General features: G+C 29.6%; 19 protein-coding genes and 1 tRNA gene. 12 read left to right on the top strand and 8 right to left on the bottom strand.

Annotated features, from left to right (window positions below):
- Positions 1–35 precede the first annotated feature (35 nt).
- Genes PHV37_01070 through PHV37_01060 form a run of 3 tightly spaced genes read left to right on the top strand, consistent with a single transcriptional unit; the run spans position 36 to position 2,477 of the window.
- Positions 36–275, top strand: coding sequence for a helix-turn-helix domain-containing protein (locus tag PHV37_01070; GenBank protein ID MDD3236672.1), 240 nt, complete (start codon positions 36–38; stop codon positions 273–275).
- Position 276: 1 nt separating this feature from the next.
- The gene (locus PHV37_01065) at positions 277–1,287 is read left to right on the top strand and encodes a hypothetical protein (GenBank protein MDD3236671.1); all 1,011 of its coding nucleotides are present in this window, start codon (positions 277–279) and stop codon (positions 1,285–1,287) included.
- 17 nt (positions 1,288–1,304) lie between these two features.
- Positions 1,305–2,477 (top strand): trypsin-like peptidase domain-containing protein, encoded by a 1,173-nt coding sequence (locus PHV37_01060; protein MDD3236670.1) that lies wholly within the window; start codon positions 1,305–1,307, stop codon positions 2,475–2,477.
- A gap of 33 nt (positions 2,478–2,510) precedes the next feature.
- Here the strand turns inward: PHV37_01060 and PHV37_01055 are convergent, their stop codons facing one another.
- From PHV37_01055 to PHV37_01040, 4 genes are all read right to left on the bottom strand, one after another.
- Complete coding sequence (locus PHV37_01055) at positions 2,511–3,683, bottom strand: ImmA/IrrE family metallo-endopeptidase (GenBank protein MDD3236669.1); 1,173 nt, start codon at positions 3,681–3,683, stop codon at positions 2,511–2,513.
- A gap of 19 nt (positions 3,684–3,702) precedes the next feature.
- Positions 3,703–4,485, bottom strand: a complete 783-nt coding sequence (locus PHV37_01050; GenBank protein MDD3236668.1) for a DUF5986 family protein — start codon at positions 4,483–4,485, stop codon at positions 3,703–3,705.
- Positions 4,486–4,990: 505 nt separating this feature from the next.
- A complete protein-coding gene (locus PHV37_01045; GenBank protein MDD3236667.1) occupies positions 4,991–5,641 on the bottom strand; it encodes a hypothetical protein in 651 nt (216 codons plus the stop codon).
- A 262-nt stretch (positions 5,642–5,903) separates the two neighbouring features.
- Positions 5,904–6,653, bottom strand: coding sequence for a Fic family protein (locus tag PHV37_01040; protein MDD3236666.1), 750 nt, complete (start codon positions 6,651–6,653; stop codon positions 5,904–5,906).
- A gap of 307 nt (positions 6,654–6,960) precedes the next feature.
- On the opposite strand from PHV37_01040, the gene PHV37_01035 reads away from it, so the two are divergent.
- The 4 genes from PHV37_01035 to PHV37_01020 all read left to right on the top strand — a co-directional run bounded on the left by PHV37_01035 (position 6,961) and on the right by PHV37_01020 (position 11,254).
- Positions 6,961–7,338, top strand: a complete 378-nt coding sequence (locus tag PHV37_01035) for a hypothetical protein (protein MDD3236665.1) — start codon at positions 6,961–6,963, stop codon at positions 7,336–7,338.
- A 132-nt stretch (positions 7,339–7,470) separates the two neighbouring features.
- Positions 7,471–9,981 carry a hypothetical protein gene (locus tag PHV37_01030; protein ID MDD3236664.1) on the top strand — a complete coding sequence of 837 codons (2,511 nt, stop codon included), beginning with the start codon at positions 7,471–7,473 and terminating at the stop codon, positions 9,979–9,981.
- Between the two features lie 112 nt (positions 9,982–10,093).
- Positions 10,094–10,264: a hypothetical protein gene (locus PHV37_01025; GenBank protein ID MDD3236663.1), complete on the top strand. Its 171-nt coding sequence runs from the start codon at positions 10,094–10,096 to the stop codon at positions 10,262–10,264.
- A gap of 96 nt (positions 10,265–10,360) precedes the next feature.
- Entirely contained in the window at positions 10,361–11,254 is an 894-nt protein-coding gene (locus PHV37_01020; GenBank protein ID MDD3236662.1) for a tyrosine-type recombinase/integrase, read from the top strand.
- 380 nt (positions 11,255–11,634) lie between these two features.
- Here the strand turns inward: PHV37_01020 and PHV37_01015 are convergent, their stop codons facing one another.
- Positions 11,635–11,970, bottom strand: a complete 336-nt coding sequence (locus tag PHV37_01015) for a hypothetical protein (protein ID MDD3236661.1) — start codon at positions 11,968–11,970, stop codon at positions 11,635–11,637.
- Between the two features lie 102 nt (positions 11,971–12,072).
- Between PHV37_01015 and PHV37_01010 the strand changes: the two genes are divergently transcribed.
- From PHV37_01010 to PHV37_01000, 3 genes are all read left to right on the top strand, one after another.
- Positions 12,073–12,282: a helix-turn-helix transcriptional regulator gene (locus PHV37_01010; protein ID MDD3236660.1), complete on the top strand. Its 210-nt coding sequence runs from the start codon at positions 12,073–12,075 to the stop codon at positions 12,280–12,282.
- A 226-nt stretch (positions 12,283–12,508) separates the two neighbouring features.
- On the top strand, positions 12,509–14,122 hold the full coding sequence (locus PHV37_01005) for an RNA-directed DNA polymerase (GenBank protein ID MDD3236659.1): 1,614 nt from the start codon (positions 12,509–12,511) through the stop codon (positions 14,120–14,122).
- Positions 14,119–14,865: a hypothetical protein gene (locus PHV37_01000; GenBank protein MDD3236658.1), complete on the top strand. Its 747-nt coding sequence runs from the start codon at positions 14,119–14,121 to the stop codon at positions 14,863–14,865. The genes PHV37_01005 and PHV37_01000 overlap by 4 nt, the downstream gene beginning before the upstream one ends.
- A gap of 142 nt (positions 14,866–15,007) precedes the next feature.
- Here PHV37_01000 and PHV37_00995 read toward each other — a convergent pair.
- Positions 15,008–15,083 (bottom strand) — tRNA-Phe (locus tag PHV37_00995).
- A gap of 62 nt (positions 15,084–15,145) precedes the next feature.
- A complete protein-coding gene (locus PHV37_00990; GenBank protein MDD3236657.1) occupies positions 15,146–16,315 on the bottom strand; it encodes a (Fe-S)-binding protein in 1,170 nt (389 codons plus the stop codon).
- Positions 16,316–16,394: 79 nt separating this feature from the next.
- Between PHV37_00990 and lptC the strand changes: the two genes are divergently transcribed.
- Together lptC and PHV37_00980 are read left to right on the top strand one after the other, a co-directional pair.
- A complete protein-coding gene (gene lptC, locus PHV37_00985; GenBank protein MDD3236656.1) occupies positions 16,395–16,970 on the top strand; it encodes an LPS export ABC transporter periplasmic protein LptC in 576 nt (191 codons plus the stop codon).
- Positions 16,967–17,920, top strand: coding sequence for an LptA/OstA family protein (locus PHV37_00980; protein ID MDD3236655.1), 954 nt, complete (start codon positions 16,967–16,969; stop codon positions 17,918–17,920). The genes lptC and PHV37_00980 overlap by 4 nt, the downstream gene beginning before the upstream one ends.
- Before the next feature lie 18 nt (positions 17,921–17,938).
- Here PHV37_00980 and PHV37_00975 read toward each other — a convergent pair whose 3' ends face one another.
- Complete coding sequence (locus PHV37_00975) at positions 17,939–18,319, bottom strand: VOC family protein (protein ID MDD3236654.1); 381 nt, start codon at positions 18,317–18,319, stop codon at positions 17,939–17,941.

The raw sequence follows: 18,319 nt of genomic DNA, 5'->3' as shown, positions 1-18,319 counted from the left end.
TCACCTAATATTACATAACAAAAGGAGAACTCAAAATGATCAAAGAGTTATTTATTTACCCAGACGGAAGAATGGATACGGAAAATGCAGCACGGTATCTAGGATTATCAAAGAAAACTTTAGCACAACACCGCAGTGATGGAGGAAAAGGTCCTCCATATATCAAAAGAGGTCGGGTGTTTTATTTCAAAGATGATTTAGATGCGTGGCTATTAGAACAAGGTAAATTCACAAGTACATCTCAAGCAAATTACATAAAAAGAAAGGGAATCTAAAATGACACAAGAAAAAACAGAAAGAGGTACAGAAATGTCAGAAGAAATTAAAGGAGAACAAAAAATGACAAGGATTATCAAGGCTAGCATCAACAGAAAGTACGTAAATAAAGAGGAAGTTACATTACACAAGAACAGGTCTTTTACTAAATTTGAAGGCACAATAAAAGAATTAGCGGATGTAATTAATCAAGGCCATACATTTTGCACAAGATTAAAAGATGGAAGCAGATGCGAAAAGAACTTTGAATCGGCAGACTTTATAGTATTGGACTTTGATGGAGGAATTTCTCTTGAAGAAATAAGAAATAATGAATTCATTAAAGAACATGCAGGAATGATTTATACAACACCAAACCACAAAAAAGATGGTAAAGATAGATTTAGATTAATTTTGCCTCTTGAAGGAACCATCAAAGATATAAAAGAATACAAAAAACTAATAAAAATTATTCTTAATATGTTTACAGCAGCAGATCAGACATGTAGCGATGGTACTCGTTTCTATTTTGGTTCTAAAAATTCTAACCCCGAAATCTTGAATGGATATTTAAGCAAAGAAGTTGTAAAAGAATTAATCGATAGCTATATTGAGCCAGTTCCAATCGCAACAATCTTAAATGATGACTATAAATTTTCAAAAGAAGATATTAGAGAAATGCTAACCTATATCCATAAAGAAGCAGGATATCAAATATGGCGTAATATATCTTGGGCGGTTCAAGAGGTCTTGGGCGAAGATGCTAAAGAAGGAATAGAGGAATGGAGTCCTGATTTCAAGCATGAAGGAAAACATCTAAAAGACCTACTTAGAAAAGGGTTGTCAGGTAATGATGACAAAAGAATAACTGTTAGAACCCTACTATGGTATGCCTCTAAGAATGGATACAAAATGACAAAGAATGAGTTCAGCCCAACTAATGCAGGCCATGTAGTATTAAAGCATTTATTTAATGACGGTGTCGGTTATATTACAATTGCGGGTGAATTATATGAATATGTAGAAGATTAGATACAGAACTGTTAAAATTGGCAAAAACTCATAAATGTAATTATACTGGATACGCTGATGATATTACTTTTTCTACAACATTAAATGTTTTTCCAAAAGAACTAGCTATCATTGACCACCTTTCTAATGATTACAAAATAGAAATAGGCAACTTGTTAAAAAATATTTTGTTAGAGAATGGATTTGAATTAAATGAAAAAAAGGTTCGTTTGCAAACTAAGCAACAACGGCAGGAAGTAACAGGTTTAATCGTAAATAAAAAAAGAAATGTAAAAAGGAGTCTAATCAAACAAATAAGGGCAATGTTACATGCTTGGGGAAAATATGGTTTGCAAAATGCGGAAAAAGAGTATTTTTTAAAGTATGATAAAAAACAGAGAAATCCTGACTTTGAGCCGCCTATGTTTAATAATGTTGTTGTTGGCAAAATACATTTTATAAAAATGATAAGAGGAGATAGAGATCCAATATATCGGAAGTTATTAAATAAATACAATACATTAATAATGAGAGATGGTATTACAAAAAAAAGGTATAATCTTTTACCTATTGATTCTATTGAAGAAATACAAGAAAAAATATGGATAATAGAAAGTGAAGACGAATATGGCACAAAAATAATTCAAGGCACAGCCTTTTCATTGGTTGGATATGGCTTAATTACTTGTGACCATTGCATTATAGATGAAAACGAAACTGTAATATACAAGTGGTATGAAGTTAATAAAAGACATAAAATTAAAGTATTAAAAAGGAATAAAGATATTGATATTGCTATATTTACTTTATTAGAGGAATCAATATATGAAATTCCATCATTTACTCAAAAAGACAATCCGTCGTATAGTCATGGCACCAAACTTACAATAGCCGACTTCACTCAATATGGAGGAAATGATACACCTAACATTCGCGATGCTAGAATTAGTGGTCATAAAGAAACCTCAGTAACAATCTGTATGGGAGATAATTTAGAAGATATTACAGTAAAAAGGTGCAAGCTTGATACTCCTATAATTGCTGGGGATAGTTGTGGTCCTATTCTTGATAAAAACAATGAAGTTGTAGGAGTTGCCGTAACAGGAGCTGACTGTTGGGAAAACACGAAAGAAACAGAAAATTATGGGGTTATACCTATTCAAACAATTAATTATTTAATTAACAATGGTTTAAAAACTCAAAATAATTAAATTTAACTTTCATGCACTGTTTATAAAGTGAAATTAAAATTTATTTTTAATTTTATTTTCAATATTTATAATATCATTACATTCTGTACTTAATGTATTTTGGTCTAGATTTAAAAGTTCTTCAATTTCATTTTTGGACAAACAGACATTATATTTTTGAGAAAAAGTTCTTACAAAACTTTCTCCATCCCATTTTTTACCTTCTAAGATCTTTTTTGTTGCACTTTTGAGGACGGTAGGATTTGAAGGCAGTAAATCATTGTCATATGGTTCTCCATTTCGCCATCCTCTATAAGAATATTTTCGTACCATATTTTGATATTGAGAGGGAGTTATTATTTCTAAATCTTTAGCTCTCATCATCATTGCAGCTATTGATGTGTGCCATTTGAGTTTCAGTTTTATATAAGTATTCAGGGATAAAGGTGATTTGGATATGTCCTTAATAAAAGCCTCTTTTGGAAGTAAAAAAGCCGCAGCAAATTTATTAGCTTGATTTTCGATGTTTGAAAATTCGGATTTTGGCATAGATTCCAGATCCTCATTCCAGTTATGTAAAATAATATGGGCCAATTCATGTGCACAACTAAACTGTCTTCTAGCTTTTGTTTCTTTATTTGTTGTAAGAACAATTAAATATTTTTCTCCAGTACTTGTTTTTAATTTTTGACTATAAGCATCAATACTTTTACTTGTTGACGTTAAACTAGTTATAATAATACCAGACTTTTCAAGTTCATAAACCAAATCTTGTATAGGGTCTTGACTTAACCCCCAATGCATTCTTATCTCAAGTGTCAAAGCATCATAATCTATTGACTCATTGGTTTCTTTGATTTCCAAGTTTGGAATATTGAATTTGGGAAACTTGATACTTTCTGCTAGAAAATCATACAAGATTGCAATATATTCACCTTTTTTAATTTGCGCTATACGATCTTTTTTATTTGTACCTAATAATGACCTAAAATAAGTTGCTTTAGTTTCTGTTATCATTTTGTCTTCTTGTAAAAAATAATCTTTAGGGAAGCCTAAAACAGTCATTATTTTAAAAATTTTGCTAGGTTCTGGTATTATTTCACAATTTTCATATTGTGATATTGCTTGTTTGGATACGTCAATCTGCTTAGACAATTCATCAAGAGTCATGGCACGATATAATCTAGCGGCTTTTAGTCTATTGCCGTTAAATTTTTCTTTTAACATGTTTATTTCCTATTTAATCTTATATACTCTTTTGTTCTTCATCTTCCTCGTCATTAATATTATCATCGATAAACTCTGTTAATTCATCTTTGGAAGTTTCAAGTTCTATTGCCTTATTATTAATTTGATCAATTAATTCTCTGCTCGAATCATTATTTAATGGATCAAATGAACTTGTGTCTATATACTCACTCCAATCTTCTACATATATTTGGTGTAATTTATTGTCATAGAATCCCGCTGAGAGTTTTGATATATCATCACCTTGTGAATTAAAAGTCACAATGACAATCCTTAAATCTTTAGGTACCTCATGTTCCTGAATTCCAGGACATACTTCTTGTAAAACTTGAAATGGCGTTCTAATTTCTCCCAAACATAAAAATAGTTGTTTTGATATCCATTTGTTTATATCACATAAACGTTGGGCGTAATGAGGTGGTCTCACTTTTGGTACTGAGGTAACATTAATTTTTTTTGAATTATTAATTTCTTTTCTTTTACGTGTTAGATTATTTTCTTTCATAAAAATAAAAGCAATATTGCTTTTATGATCAATTAAAAGAGGTATATTCCAAATGCCGCTGAGTAACTTATAAGCATTAACATTTTCAATAATATCACTAATTTTGTGTAGTTTTTCATATCTCAACATCCACTCAAACATTGATGCACCATTGTTATAATGCTCAATATCATATTCTCCTTTTATGTTTCTAATAAAACCTTTGACATTGATACATTTTCCGATTTCTTTTTTTAAATTTTCTGATACTAACCCCAATTCTAAAGACGTACTCATTAAATCCTGCTTTCACTTTATTTCGTAAACATTTCGGCTTTTACTGTACATATATTCGCATATTTACGAAAATTTGTCAAGGGCGTAATTATTCCTGACACGCAAATGACACATAGTTGAAAAATTTATATTAAAAAACGGACCTTTAAAAGTGTCCGTAATTCAATTATATTCTGTTTTTAGAATGGTGCCGCGTCTCGGAATCGAACCAAAGACACAGGGGGTTTCAGAATACCTTATGAATTTACCTTACACTACGTTTTGCGCCTATCTTGTTCTCTGTAGTTCTATTTAGATTGTTTTTTAAAACTTTAAATTTTCTATAAAAATCTATGAAATTCGCCACTTTTCTCTGCAAATTTTCACAACTTTTACACACGACCACCTTATAAGCAAAAAACTTGTGTAATTTCAAAGCACCACATAGGGCCAATTTTTGCGATAATTTTTACAGGTGCAAAGCCATATTCCCCAGAGAGAAACGAGGGATTAGGGCTTTGAAACATTAATTGTCATTTGAATGAGGTCTTTCTGTTGGCGTGTTATCGGGTTCAGGATTTGAGCCACCTCTTTCTGTTATCCACTGACTATCATGAATTCTAGTTTGTCGCTGCCCCTCGTTACCATTTTCGACTATTTGTCTATCGTTATTTCGTGGATGATTACTGTTGTTTCTTTCTTCGTTTGCCATTTTTTCTCCTTTAATATTTTTGTATCTATCATAATGTTTTGTTTTGGTCAATTTGAAAAATTCAATTGTAATATTATCTATTTTTCTCGTCATGTACAGCCCCGGAGTTCTATAAAGTTCCTTATCATTCAAATCGTAAACAATAACATCTAGTATAAACAATTCATTCTCTTTGACATTATCCGAGAATTTGCTTACCCAGCCTTCATATCTTTGTTTTATTTCAAAATCAGTAATTAAAACCCAATGATAGTCAGAATCGGGCATATCAAAAATTTCATTCCATACGTCAATTCGGCTAAATTTTTTTGTTATAATTAACCTTTTATATAGATTTAGAAAAGTTGGAAATATTTTTTCTATAAAATTGCTATTTTGTATTTTTAAATTTAGATTATATGCAATTTTATGATTGACAAAATAAGAATATAGAACGACTGTAATAATCGCAACTAACGAAACCATAAATATTTCTTTGTAGTGAAATATTTTACTGGTATTAAATAAGTCATTAAAAAAGTATATATCTGATGATTTTGTAAACATATATTTTAGAAACGCATATATTGAATAGACCATAATTGAAAAAATAAAGGAATAAACAATAAAAAAACTAAATTCCTTTTTTGGTCTAAAAGTAAATTTATGTAATAAAATGTAATATAAAATTCCTGGAAAAAATAAAAATAATAATTTTATGGTTAATTCTGTTATGTTGCCTATATATTTATTTCAACCTCTCAATAATCCTCAAATATTCTTTTTGAGATTCAAGAACCATTTCTGAAATGAAATTTATAAAAGGTTTAACGTTTTGAGTTGTATGTGCTTCTTCGAGATTACCAATATAGTCGTTTTTCACAATCGGAGGAATAACAACTATATTATACCCTGCTTGAAGCAAAGCCAAATTCATCAAAAGCCTTGCACATCTGCCATTTCCATCCATAAAAGGATGAATTGCAACAAATTTTTCATGAATTCTTGCTGCAAATTCAACAGGGTGATATTGCTTTTTTGCTTTAGGAATATTTTCGCAAAACTCTTGCATTAAGCTTTTAACTTTGTCGTGTTTTGGAAGCTCGAATTCGCTACCGGTAATCATTACATTGCAATCCCTGTACACTCCGGCTTTTTGCTCATCAATATTTTTATAAAAAAGTTTGTGCAATTGCAAAATGTCATCTTCTGTAATTATATTTTCCGTACTCAACTTAAATAAAAGGTCGTACGCTTGAGCGTGCCCGATAACTTCTAAATGTTCTTTTACAGATTTCCCCCCTATTGTTAAACCGTCTTCAATAATTATTTTTGTTTCAACAAGGGTTAAAGTGTTGCCTTCTATGGCATTTGAAGAATAAGTTAAACCAATTTTATAGTATGCCTTTAATTGCGATAAAACTTGTTCGGATAAAGGTCTGAAACTATCTATTTTTGCTTTATATTCGTCATTATCTTTAAATCTGTTTTGATACATTGGAACACCTCTTGCTTATTGTACCATAAAAGTTATCGAATTTTAAATATAATCCGAGTGTCTTGAACCTAGCCCTAGCCTCAAAATTGCAATGTGTAATTTTGATTTTTTGTAAATTTTTTCAAAGTTTAAAATCATTGAAACAAAAAATATTAATAAAAATAAGAGTTTTATGAGACATATGGACATGCAGACAGGCATTAGTTAAAAAATTTAAAAATAAAATAAAAAATATATATTTTTTTTTAAAATTAAAATTTATTTTTTATTTATATATGTCTGTATGTCCGCATGTTATAATGTTTGAATGGAAAATAATTCTAAAAATAAAATAAATTTTATAAGCACAATCCCTCAAGATTATGAAGAGTTTATGGGGTGGGAACCTGATATTTATGATTTTTATCTTAATGAAGAAAATGAAACTTGTAGATATAAAGAAACAATAATTAATTTTACAAAACACGAAATTAATTATTTAAAAATTGTTATTAAAAATTCGAAAAAAAATAAATATACAAAAAGTTCTGATATTGCAGAAGTTGTAGGCATAGCCGCTAAAAGTGTTGATAAAATTAAAGAACGGATAAATAAAAAGTTTAGGCAATTTGCTGATTTTGATTTAATTGTAAATAAAAGTGGCTATGGAAATAAGATAAATAATGATATAGGCCTTTTTTCATAAAATATGGAAAATTCACATTCAATTTAAAGCGACTAATAAAATTAGTCGCTTTTTTGCCGAAAATATGTCGAAAAACTTACGGTATGTGGATTTTAGGTTTTGTTGTCAAATAATATTTGGAGGTAACAAGACATGCAAAACTTACAAATTTATCCTGACAACAGATTAGATGTAAAAAATACGGCATTGTATTTAGGAGTTAAGGAAAAAGCTCTTGCTCAATGGCGATATTTTGGAAAAGGTCCGCCTTATATCAAAAGAGGGCGCATATTCTATTTTAAGGAGGATTTAGACTCTTGGCTCTTGGAATATGGCAAGCAGACTTCAACGAGTCAGAATGTAATACAAAAAATGAAAAAAATTGAATATTCAATTAACAAAAAAATGATTAACAAGACACCCATTACCGGAAACAATAACAAATGTTTTGTTAATCAAAATGGCACCGCTCAAAAGTTGGCAAATGCAATTAATGAAGGTTTTGCTTTTTGGGCAAAATGCCAACAAAACAAAACAAGAAATAAGAAAATTTTTATTTCGTCTGAGGTACTCGTTCTGGATTTTGACAATGGCTATTCATTAAAAGAGGCATACGAAAATAATTTTATTAAAAAATATGCAACAATAATTTATAAAACGCCCAGCCACACAGAAGAAAATAACCGTTTTAGAGTTATTTTTGAAATTGAACTGCCAATAAAAAATCAAGAAGCCTACGAAAACGCAATAAGAGGATTATTGAAAATATTTCCTCAAGCTGATTCTGCTTGTTCTGATTGCAGTCGTCTTTTTTATGACTCAAAGGGTTCAAACCCGGAAGTTTTTGAAAAATTTATTCCTAAAGAAATTATCTCAGAACTTATAGAAAGCGGAAGACAAAGTTATATTAACAAAGATAGCAAAAATGATAGCGACAAAGAAAATGATTTTGACAAAAACATTTATACGAAAGAAAAAATAGAAGAAATGTTATCCTATATCGAACAAGACCCGGGCTATGAATATTGGCGAAATATCGTTTGGGCTATTGCTTCTGTAATTAAAGATGATGAAGAAGTTTACAATATCATTGATAAATGGTCGCCCGATATAAAAAATAAAGGTAAACATTTAAGGGCATTAATAAAAAACGCAAGAAAACAAAATTCTACAATACGACTCATCACTTTTAAAACTTTACTTTGGGAAGCAAGCAAAAGAGGTTATAAAATCAAGATAAAAAAATCTGAAAAAATTGCAGGACATATTGCCTTAAAAGAATTTTTAAATAGCGGTCTTGGTTATATAACGGTCGGAAATACATTGTACAAATATAATGGAAATTATTATAAAGAACTTGAAGAAAATTATGTAATAACGCAATTAACGCATTTTTTTGATAAATGGCAAGATAATAAGGGTGAATTTAAATTTGCAAAACCAAATTATGTAAATGAAGCACATTCCTATATTTTAAGAAAAACTCGAATAAGCGAAGAGCTTATAAATCCGCCTGGCATAAATACTAAAAACGGGTATTTGAAAATTTCCTATAATGAAAATAAAGAGGCTGTATTTGAATTAATGCCCCATAGTCCTGAATTGTATTTTACATATTACTCTAATTTTGAATACAATCCGCAGGTTTCAAGTAAATATTTTGATGAAGTTATGAACAAAATGTTGAGCAAAGAAAAACAAGCGATTTTGTTCAGGGTTCTCGCTTCATCATTTGATTTAAGTGAAGTCCGCAAAAGATTTTCAAGGATGGTAAGAATTCTTTTACTCTTGGGTGATGGTAGTAACGGAAAAGACACCGTCAATGAATGGATTAGGCAATTATATGCAGGTAACGGAATAACATCAATCCCTTTGCAAGCATTTAAAAGTGCAGATAAAAGCAGAGAGTTTACACTTGCTGGGCTTGCTGTAAGTAAAGTTAATTGGGCTTCGGAAAGTTCTGTTATTGCATTAGATGAATGTAAAAATTTAATTAATTTTGCAACAGGCGATTCAATGAAAGTTGAAGAAAAATATCAAAAACCTTTTTATATAAAGCCTAAGGCAATAGGCATTTTCAACTTAAATACAATACCCTACCTCTCATCTAATATTGAAGCTGTTTTAAGCAGATTTGCACTCATTAAGTTCGAAACGATATTTTCATCAAATCCAAAACCAGGTCAAGAAAAAGCAGATCCGAGATTAAAAGAAGATGAAGAATTTATATGCAAGGAAATTTTGCCTTCATTTTTAAATCGCTTAATAAAAGAATTCAATAATTTACTAAAAGAAGGCATTAATTATTCGCCTGTTGAAGACGGTTTATCTGCTATGCAATACGCAAGCTCGCACATTCAAAGATATATTGAAGATAGTGAAATTGAAGAATGCGAACTTGAAGAAGGTATAACCGAAACAGAACTTATGCTTGATTATTGTGCTTTTTCTAAAAATCAAGACATTATGGAACTTGGTGTTGACGACACTTGTGCAAGGGTTATTAGCCAAAATAAATTCGATAAACCGATAACGGATAAAACTGCAATTACAGAAAGATTCAAAAAGTTTTTCCCTAATTTAAAATATGGAAAACTAAAAAACGGTCAAAGAAAAATCGGGCTTAAAATCGGCATAAAAAACATTGTAGAACCTAATTATTAAAAATCATATTAAATGGGGTGGTTTACTCTGCCCCTTTTAAAAAAATAGTGTACAAAATCCCCCTTGTACTTTATTATAGGCGAGTTTAAGGGTAAAAAGGAAGAAGGCAAAAATGAGCATAAAATATGAAAAACTTACAAAAGCAAATTGTTCAAAACTTGAATACGGCAAAATGATTGTTGAAAACGGAATTGTTTATGAAAAAACAAAAAATAATGACGGCAAATTTTCAGTTAATATTTGTGTAAACGGAAAAAGAATTCACAGAGTCGCGGGCTTTTAATCAGACGGAACAACAAAAAGCAAGGTTGAAGAAATAATTTCTCAACTTAAAAATGATGCAAAATGCGACAGGTTAAATCTTCCGCACGCAAGAAAAGTGCCGTTAAAGTTTAAAGAGGCAAGCGAAAAATACATTAAAGGCTTAAAAGAAACAGGCGGTAAATCAATTACAAAGAAAGAACAACAATTAAGAATGTACCTTGTGCCGTTTTTCAAAAATTATATTGTGAGCAAAATCTCAACTTTTGACATTGAAAAATACAAAAGCGAAAGGTCAAAAACAGATATTTCAAAATCAACAATAAACAGAGAAATTCAAACGCTTTCACATATGTTAAATTCGCTTGAGGACTGGGGCTTGATTCCTCATAAAAATTGTAAAATTAAAAAATTCAGAGAAGATAACGCAAGAAATTTTGCCCTCTCGCCGGAAGAATGCAATAGAATTTTGGATATAGCTTCCAGATATTCCAATCAATATATTTACCCATTTATTTTAATTGCACTTGGAACATCAATGCGAAGAAGCGAAATTTTATCAAGCGAGCTTAAAAACATTAATATTGCAGAAAGAGTGATATACATTCCACACGCAAAAGCAGGAGCAAGAACGCAAATGATGACAAAAGAGGTTGCAAATTTTTTAAGAGATTATATTCCTATGGTTGACAGTTCGCAGCCGTATTTATTCCCATCAAAAAATGCAAAATCAGGGCATTTAAAATGGATTGATAAAGCCTTTAGAGCAGTTGTTGAAGAAGCAGGGCTTGACTCAAAAGTTGTTGTAAGACATACTTTAAGGCATACCGCAATAACAAGGCTTGCAGAAGCGGGAGTTGATTTAAGAACTATACAGAGAATTTCAGGACATAAAACAATTCAAATGGTTATAAGATACTCTCATCAAAGCGGAGCCCATGTAAAACAAGCTATGGATGTGCTTGAAAATTCTTATAAAACAGGTTGCGAGAGTAATTTAAAGGCCATATAAACTATTGCATTTTAAAATTAAATAATTTTATCCGAGAGTGTAAATTTAATAAATTCTAAAAAAGTATGCGCAAATTATCAAAATTAAAACGAAAATCATACCTATTAAAACTGTTAATAATTTTTCAACCCTACTTAAAGAACAATAATACATTTTTAATTTTAAAAATAATTTTTCAAAAAAATGTTGTATTTTATCTCTATGATTATAAACAAAAATACATAGCACGATTAACAATATAAAGCATATTACCGTTATAAAACTTTCAATTTTTTCTTGTCGTGATTGTTCTTCTAAAAGTTGTGGCAACTTTTGTATTAAAATTAAATTGTCAGGATTTTTATCTCCAAAATAATAGGGTGTGAAGCCTTTTGTCATTCTTAATATCTCCTGTAATTTTGCTTCATATTCATATTTTTAATGACTTCTAAATTATGATTTACATTGTTCAAATTGTTGTTTAAGTTATAAAGTTGCATTTGGCTTGCACTTGATGCATTTGGCGGTTGATATGTTGAGTAATTTGCAGTTGGGGTGTAATTAGATTGAGGATATGGCACAGGATAATATGGAGCTGGAAGTATAACAGATGGCGCCACAGCCTTTCTTCCTGTATCTAAACAAGTTTCGCAATTATATGCAAAGGTCGTTTGCCCTTGCATTAAAAGTAATACTATCAAACATTTTAGGAACTTTTGCACAATCTTACTTGTCATATTTTATATCTCCTATTTAATTCGATACAAAAATACTTTTAAGATATTTTGACTAATCTCACTTGGTAGAAAAATTATAACTTAAAAAAGAAAATATGTACAATGAGCAAACGAGATTTAAAAAAGTTAGGTTTGAATATTAAATTTTTGAGAAAGTCAAAAGGGCTTTCGCAAGAAAAGTTTGCTGAAAAAATAGGGAAATGCAGAAATTATGTTGGCATGATTGAAAGAGCAGAGGTAAACACCCCTGCCGGTACATTGTTTGATATTGCCAAAGCTCTTGAAATAGATATAAAAGAACTTTTTAATTAATCTTTGATGTCATCTTCCGTATAAAGATTCAGCTTGACTTTAATTTTGTGAATTCCTTTAAAATGTCATCAATCGAATCTTTCAAATCTTCACAAGTCGCTTCAATAAATTCATTCATAGTTTTTCCCTTTCAACTGTAACGATTTAATCGTATAGCGAAGGGGATGGGATATAAGTATTTTTTTAGATTATAATTAAAATTGTTAAATTATGTTGGAGAGTTTAAATGCAAAAATATTTTAAACAAGCTTTAGACAATATCGCAAGATATGGAGATACGGACATTTTTCCATACACAATCGAAAAAAATATTTTTTTCGATTTAAAAGAGGAATCATTGAAATTATTGGAAGAAATACATACTAATTTCGATTCTAAACTAGCTGAAATTCCACCTATTAACGAAAATACATTAGCACCATCAAGCTATACCGGTTTTAGAATTGCAACGCAGATCGATCCAATATGGAATGCTTATTTATTGGGATTAGTATTATCATTGAGTAAAGATATTGAAAAAGCCAGATTAGATAAAAAATTAAATAAGGTTTTTTCGTATAGAATCAAATACAATAAAAATACTAATAAAATTTTTGATGAAAAATATGGATATAATTCATTTTTAAAAGAAGCTATTAAAAAAGCTAAAAAATATAAATTCGTTTTGAGCACAGATATTGCTGATTTTTATTCTAGAGTATATCATCACAAATTGGAAAATGCGCTAGACTACGCAACAGAACATAAGGATATAAAAAATAATATAATAAAACTATTAAGCGTGTTCTCAAATAGTAAATCGTACGGATTGCCAATAGGTGGACAAGCTTCAAGAATACTTGCAGAAATTTGTTTAAATAATACAGATCAAATTTTAAATGATAACGACATTGATTTTTGTCGTTTTGTAGATGATTATTATTTATTTGGTAATTCTGAAGAGGAAATATATGAAAAATTAATATTGTTGTCAGATTGTTTAATAACAAATGAAGGGTTACCTTTGCAAAAATCAAAAACAAAAATTATTTCTGCTGCTGACTTTATTTCTTCTTATCAACATTTTTATATAACAGATGACGAAGAAGAATCAAAACGGATTAAAGATCAGAAAAAAGTATTATTAACAGCAAATCTCAGATATGATCCATATTCTCAAACGGCAGAAGAGGATTATGAAAAATTAAAAAAAGAAATATCTAAAATTGATATTATGGGTATTTTGTTAAATGAGTTAAGTAAAACTCGCATACATTCGGCACTTATGAAAAAAACATTAAGATCCATAAAAGTACTTAGTCCTTCAATAAAAAATGATGCAATTCTTACATTAATAAATCCTATAAATTTCAAAGTTTTATATCCGGTAATGCCTCATGTATTAATATTAATGTCTGATTTATATAATGAATTAACTGATGATACAAAAGAAAAAGTTATTAATGCGTTAAAAAATAATATAAAACATAGTTACATATTTAAAATCCCATTAAATATGTGTTTTTCACTTAAAATAATCGCTCAAAATAAAACTTCTGCAAATCAACAATTTCTAACGGAGTTATATAAAAAAGTGGAATCAATGATTGTAAAAAAAGAAATTATATTAATTATGGCTAAATGGGAAGCTCGGCATTGGCTCATTAATATAAAGAATAACTATGCATACTTAACGGTATGGGAAAAAAGGACTTTTATAATTGCAAGTTTTTTTATAGGTGATGAGGGAAAACACTGGCGAGAACATAATAAAAATAATTTTAATTCCATAGAGACATTGTGGAAAAAATGGGGAGCTAAGAAAAAAAGTGATAACAAAAATTGGGAAATAAATTTATGATAAATGAAAAACAATTTGCAAAATATCATACTTCTTTATGGAAAGCAATTTTACCTTTATCAAATAATGCAGTTAAAAACATAAATTGCATTTATAGCAAGACATTTACGCCCATTGTCATCAGCGAATATGCACCAGAAAGAAGATCACTGATAAATCATTGTGCTTTTAATATTTCAAAATGTGCTCAAAAAAACAAAATATCTATAAAGGATTTAAAGAAAAATATATCAACGTACACTAAAGCAATAGATTTAACACAAAATCAACTCAAATTATTTGTTAAAAGAGATAGAACAAGTATCGAAACTCCATCTAATATTGAACTTGAAGAAATATTTTCACTAAGCGAAAATATTGAAAAAATGCTAATAATAAAGCATAGAAACGACACAAAGATATTTAATCCAAAATTTAAAGGTTGTGGTATATTGGATGATTGTTATGGTGATATTTTAATTAAAAATGTTTTATACGAAATTAAATCAACAATTTCTTCAACACAAAAATGTCCGAATAAAAATTTAAGAGCTATTGATTTAAGGCAACTATTAATATATTGTGCATTAAATTACAAGTCAAAACAATATACAATAAAACAAGTTGCTTATTATAATCCCAAAATAGGCCAATATTTTTTAATGGATGTACAAGATTTATGTTTGCTTGTTAGTGGTAAAAATGATATTGAATTATTTGAAGAAATAATTAATTATGTTTCCGATTACGATAAATCAAAATAATTAACATAATTACACCAAATTTACACACGCTTAAAAAGCAAGCAAATTCTTTGCACACAAAATTGCCCCTAGCACGTCAAACGTAAATCGTTAAGAATCAACAATTCCAACAAAAAAGACTCCATCAAGGAGTCTTTTTAAATGGTGCCGCGTCTCGGAATCGAACCAAGGACACAGGGATTTTCAGTCCCTTGCTCTACCAACTGAGCTAACGCGGCTTGCGTATTTGAGTGTATAAATATCATATCTTATAAAAACTTTTAGTCAATATTTTTTTATTCTATTTGCATCTTTTATCCATAAACTCACTAATAGTAACTACTTTCCAGTTTTTTTCAGAAAACAAATTTGCTTGAGATAGTCCCAAAACACATGCCGGACAAGAGGTCACAACTATGTCTGCATTAGAATTATCAATATCTATGGCTTTTGTTTTGGCTATTTCTCTAGATATAGACATATGTTTAAGCCCAAAATCACCTGCAAAACCGCAACACATATCTTCAATTGGGACAAATTTTGAGCCAAGTATTTGTTTTAATAAACTTTTTGTATCGCTTAAGCTGTGACAAGGTTTGTGATAGGTAACTTTTTCAGAAGTTAAAAAGTTTATACTTTGTCCAATATTTTCCATACGGATAAAGTCTGTTATAGATATAATTTTTTTTGAAAAACCATTAATTTCGTCAATATTATTTTCATAATCTTTTAGAGCCGCTATACAACTGTCGCAATCACTCACAATAAAATCTATATTTTCGGGAATTGAATTAACAATTTTAATCGCATTTTTTTTATATTCATCATAATTTCCTGCATAAAAAAGCGAAATTGAACAACATTCAGATTTTATAACCGAAACCTCATAGCCCGCTTTTTGTAAAATATTTATCGTCGAATTTTCTGTAGATTTATTTATATATTTTGCAAAACAGCCCTCGAAATATGCTATTTTTTTTGAGTCGCTTTGAAATGATTTGTTTTTTTGACATTTATTTGAAAAAATACAATTTGCAATAGAAAAATATTTATTAAAAGGAAATTTAATACTTTTTGATAATAACAAATCAACCAATTTATCAAAACGCAAAAGCCTGTATATATTAGCTAAAAAGCTGAAGAACATCATTTTAAGCTTAAAATAAAAATAGGAGGTTAAAAATTTTTCTTTGTAGAAATCAGTTTTTGCAGCAACAAATATTTTCCTTGCATCAATATCACTTGGGCAGTATTTTTGACAAGCATCGCAATTCAAACACAAATCTAAATCTTTTGCAGTTTGTTCATTAAAATTGAGTTTACAATCCGCAATCCCATTTAGTATTGTAAACTTACCTCGAGTCAAAAGATTTTCTTTTTTTGTTTGCTGATATATAGGACATACAGCCTGACAAAGTCCGCATTTCGAACATTTTATAAGGTCGTCTTTATAATCAATTAATTTTTTCATAATATAATTATCCATCAAAAATAGTAATAATTTATCAAAAGCAAATTTTATGATAAAATTCTTATAAGAGTGAGAACTTATGAAAAAAAGAAATATCGGCTACATCATAACATTTTTGGTAATTTTTATTGCGTGCCTTTGGGCATTTATTTCAGCAGGAATTATCACAAAAAATTTCAAAGCTAAAATGCTCAAAGACGATTTTGCTCAAAAAGAAGTCAATATTGATAATTTATTGGTAACTGAAACAAAAGACGGGCAAAAATTATGGGAACTATATGCCGATACAGGTCATTATGACAATAAAAACAATGTTGCATACCTAAACAATATTATTGGAAATTTTTACAAAGAGAATAAAGTTGTAGCAAGTTTCAAGTCTTCACAAGGAACCTACAACGCAACAAACAAACACATAGTTCTTTATAGCGATACATTAATTGTGTATAAAGACGGTTCAAATGTAAAAGCGAACCAGATTGTTTGGGAAGGTAAAGATTCAGACATTAAAGCCACCGGAAAAATCAGGCTCGAAAAGCCTTCTCAAGCTGTGCTTTATGGAAACGAAGCCGTATTATCAAATGATTTATCAAATTTTAAAATATTAGGTAAAACAAGAACTGAAATATATTCTAAAGGAAAATTAGAACTATGAAAAAAATAATAATATTACTATGCATTTTATTTTCAACAATAGGATTTGCATTTGCTACAGATTTGACGATTGAATCTGAAAAACAAAACTTTAGCGAACAAGCCCACAAAATATTTTTAGAAGGTGGCGTAAAAGTAAAATTTGGCGATATTCATTTGTTCAGCCCTAGAGCAGAAGTTGATATTGACTCAGAAACCAAAAAAGCAAAAACTGTCAACTTTTTAGACAACGCTTACTCTTATCAGGTAAAGGGCAAAAAGAAACAAGAAGTTAAAGCTCAAATTATTGAAATGTCATTATTAAATAAAACTATAACAGCAAAAGGCAACGCTCAATCAACTATTACAGAAAATCAAAAGCCAACAATTATCGTTACAGCTGATATACAAGAATATAATGATAAAACTAATTCTGTAAAAGCAACCGGCGGCGTAATAGTTTACTATAAAGACACACAAGCTTTTGGCGAAACAGGAATTGTCGACGTTACAAAAAACAACGACATTAAACGAATACAATTAATAGGAAATGCTTCTGTAAAACAAAAAGATAACAAGATTACAGCTCATAGAATTAACTATGATGCCGTAAGAGAAGAAGCTACCGCAACAGGTAATGTATTCACGGACATAAATAACGATGAAAAGTCAAAAATAAAAGTTTGGTCAAATTTTCAAATGTATAACAAAAAATCAAATATCATGGTTGCAAGCGGTCATACAATAATAAAATATAAAGAATACACTGCAACTGGCCCAAAAGCTTCTGTATTCCCTGATAAAAAGACAAATAAACTTAACGAAGTAGTCTTTGTCGGACGTTCAAAAATAGAGCAAGAAGGAAGAACAATTGAAGCAGACAGAATTCAATTGACTATGGAGCCTAAAAACTTTTCAGCAGAAGGGAATGTAAGAACCTACATTCCAAATGTTCAAAGTGCTGAAGAATAGCATCTGAATAAAACCTTTTTATTTAACTTTTTCTATAATTTCTATCTCATTGCCATCAGGATCTTTTAAAAAGGCGATTTGAGATTTAATCACACCCAACATAAAAGGTTTGCAGGTATATTTTAAGCCATATTTTTGAAGCCTTTTAGAAAATTCGTCCATAGACTCTGTTTCAAAAGCAAAATGTCCAAAGGCATTTCCGTTTTGATATCCTTTTTCGGGAATAGTATCGTTATGAGTAAGCTCTAACTGAACTTGCCCTTCTTCATTTTGCAAATAATATAACGTGCAATCATCTAGCCTCAACTCGCTAACAGGCTTTAATCCTAAAACTTTCATATAAAAATCAAGTGATTTTTTAATATCATTAACTCTAATCATGGCGTGTAAAAATTTCAT

The organism is Candidatus Gastranaerophilales bacterium (genome assembly GCA_028693235.1).
Taxonomy (GTDB): Bacteria; Cyanobacteriota; Vampirovibrionia; order Gastranaerophilales; family Gastranaerophilaceae; genus JAQUVW01.
The sequence above is the reverse complement of the archived record's forward strand: the minus strand, read 5'-3'. Positions and strand labels throughout refer to the sequence as shown.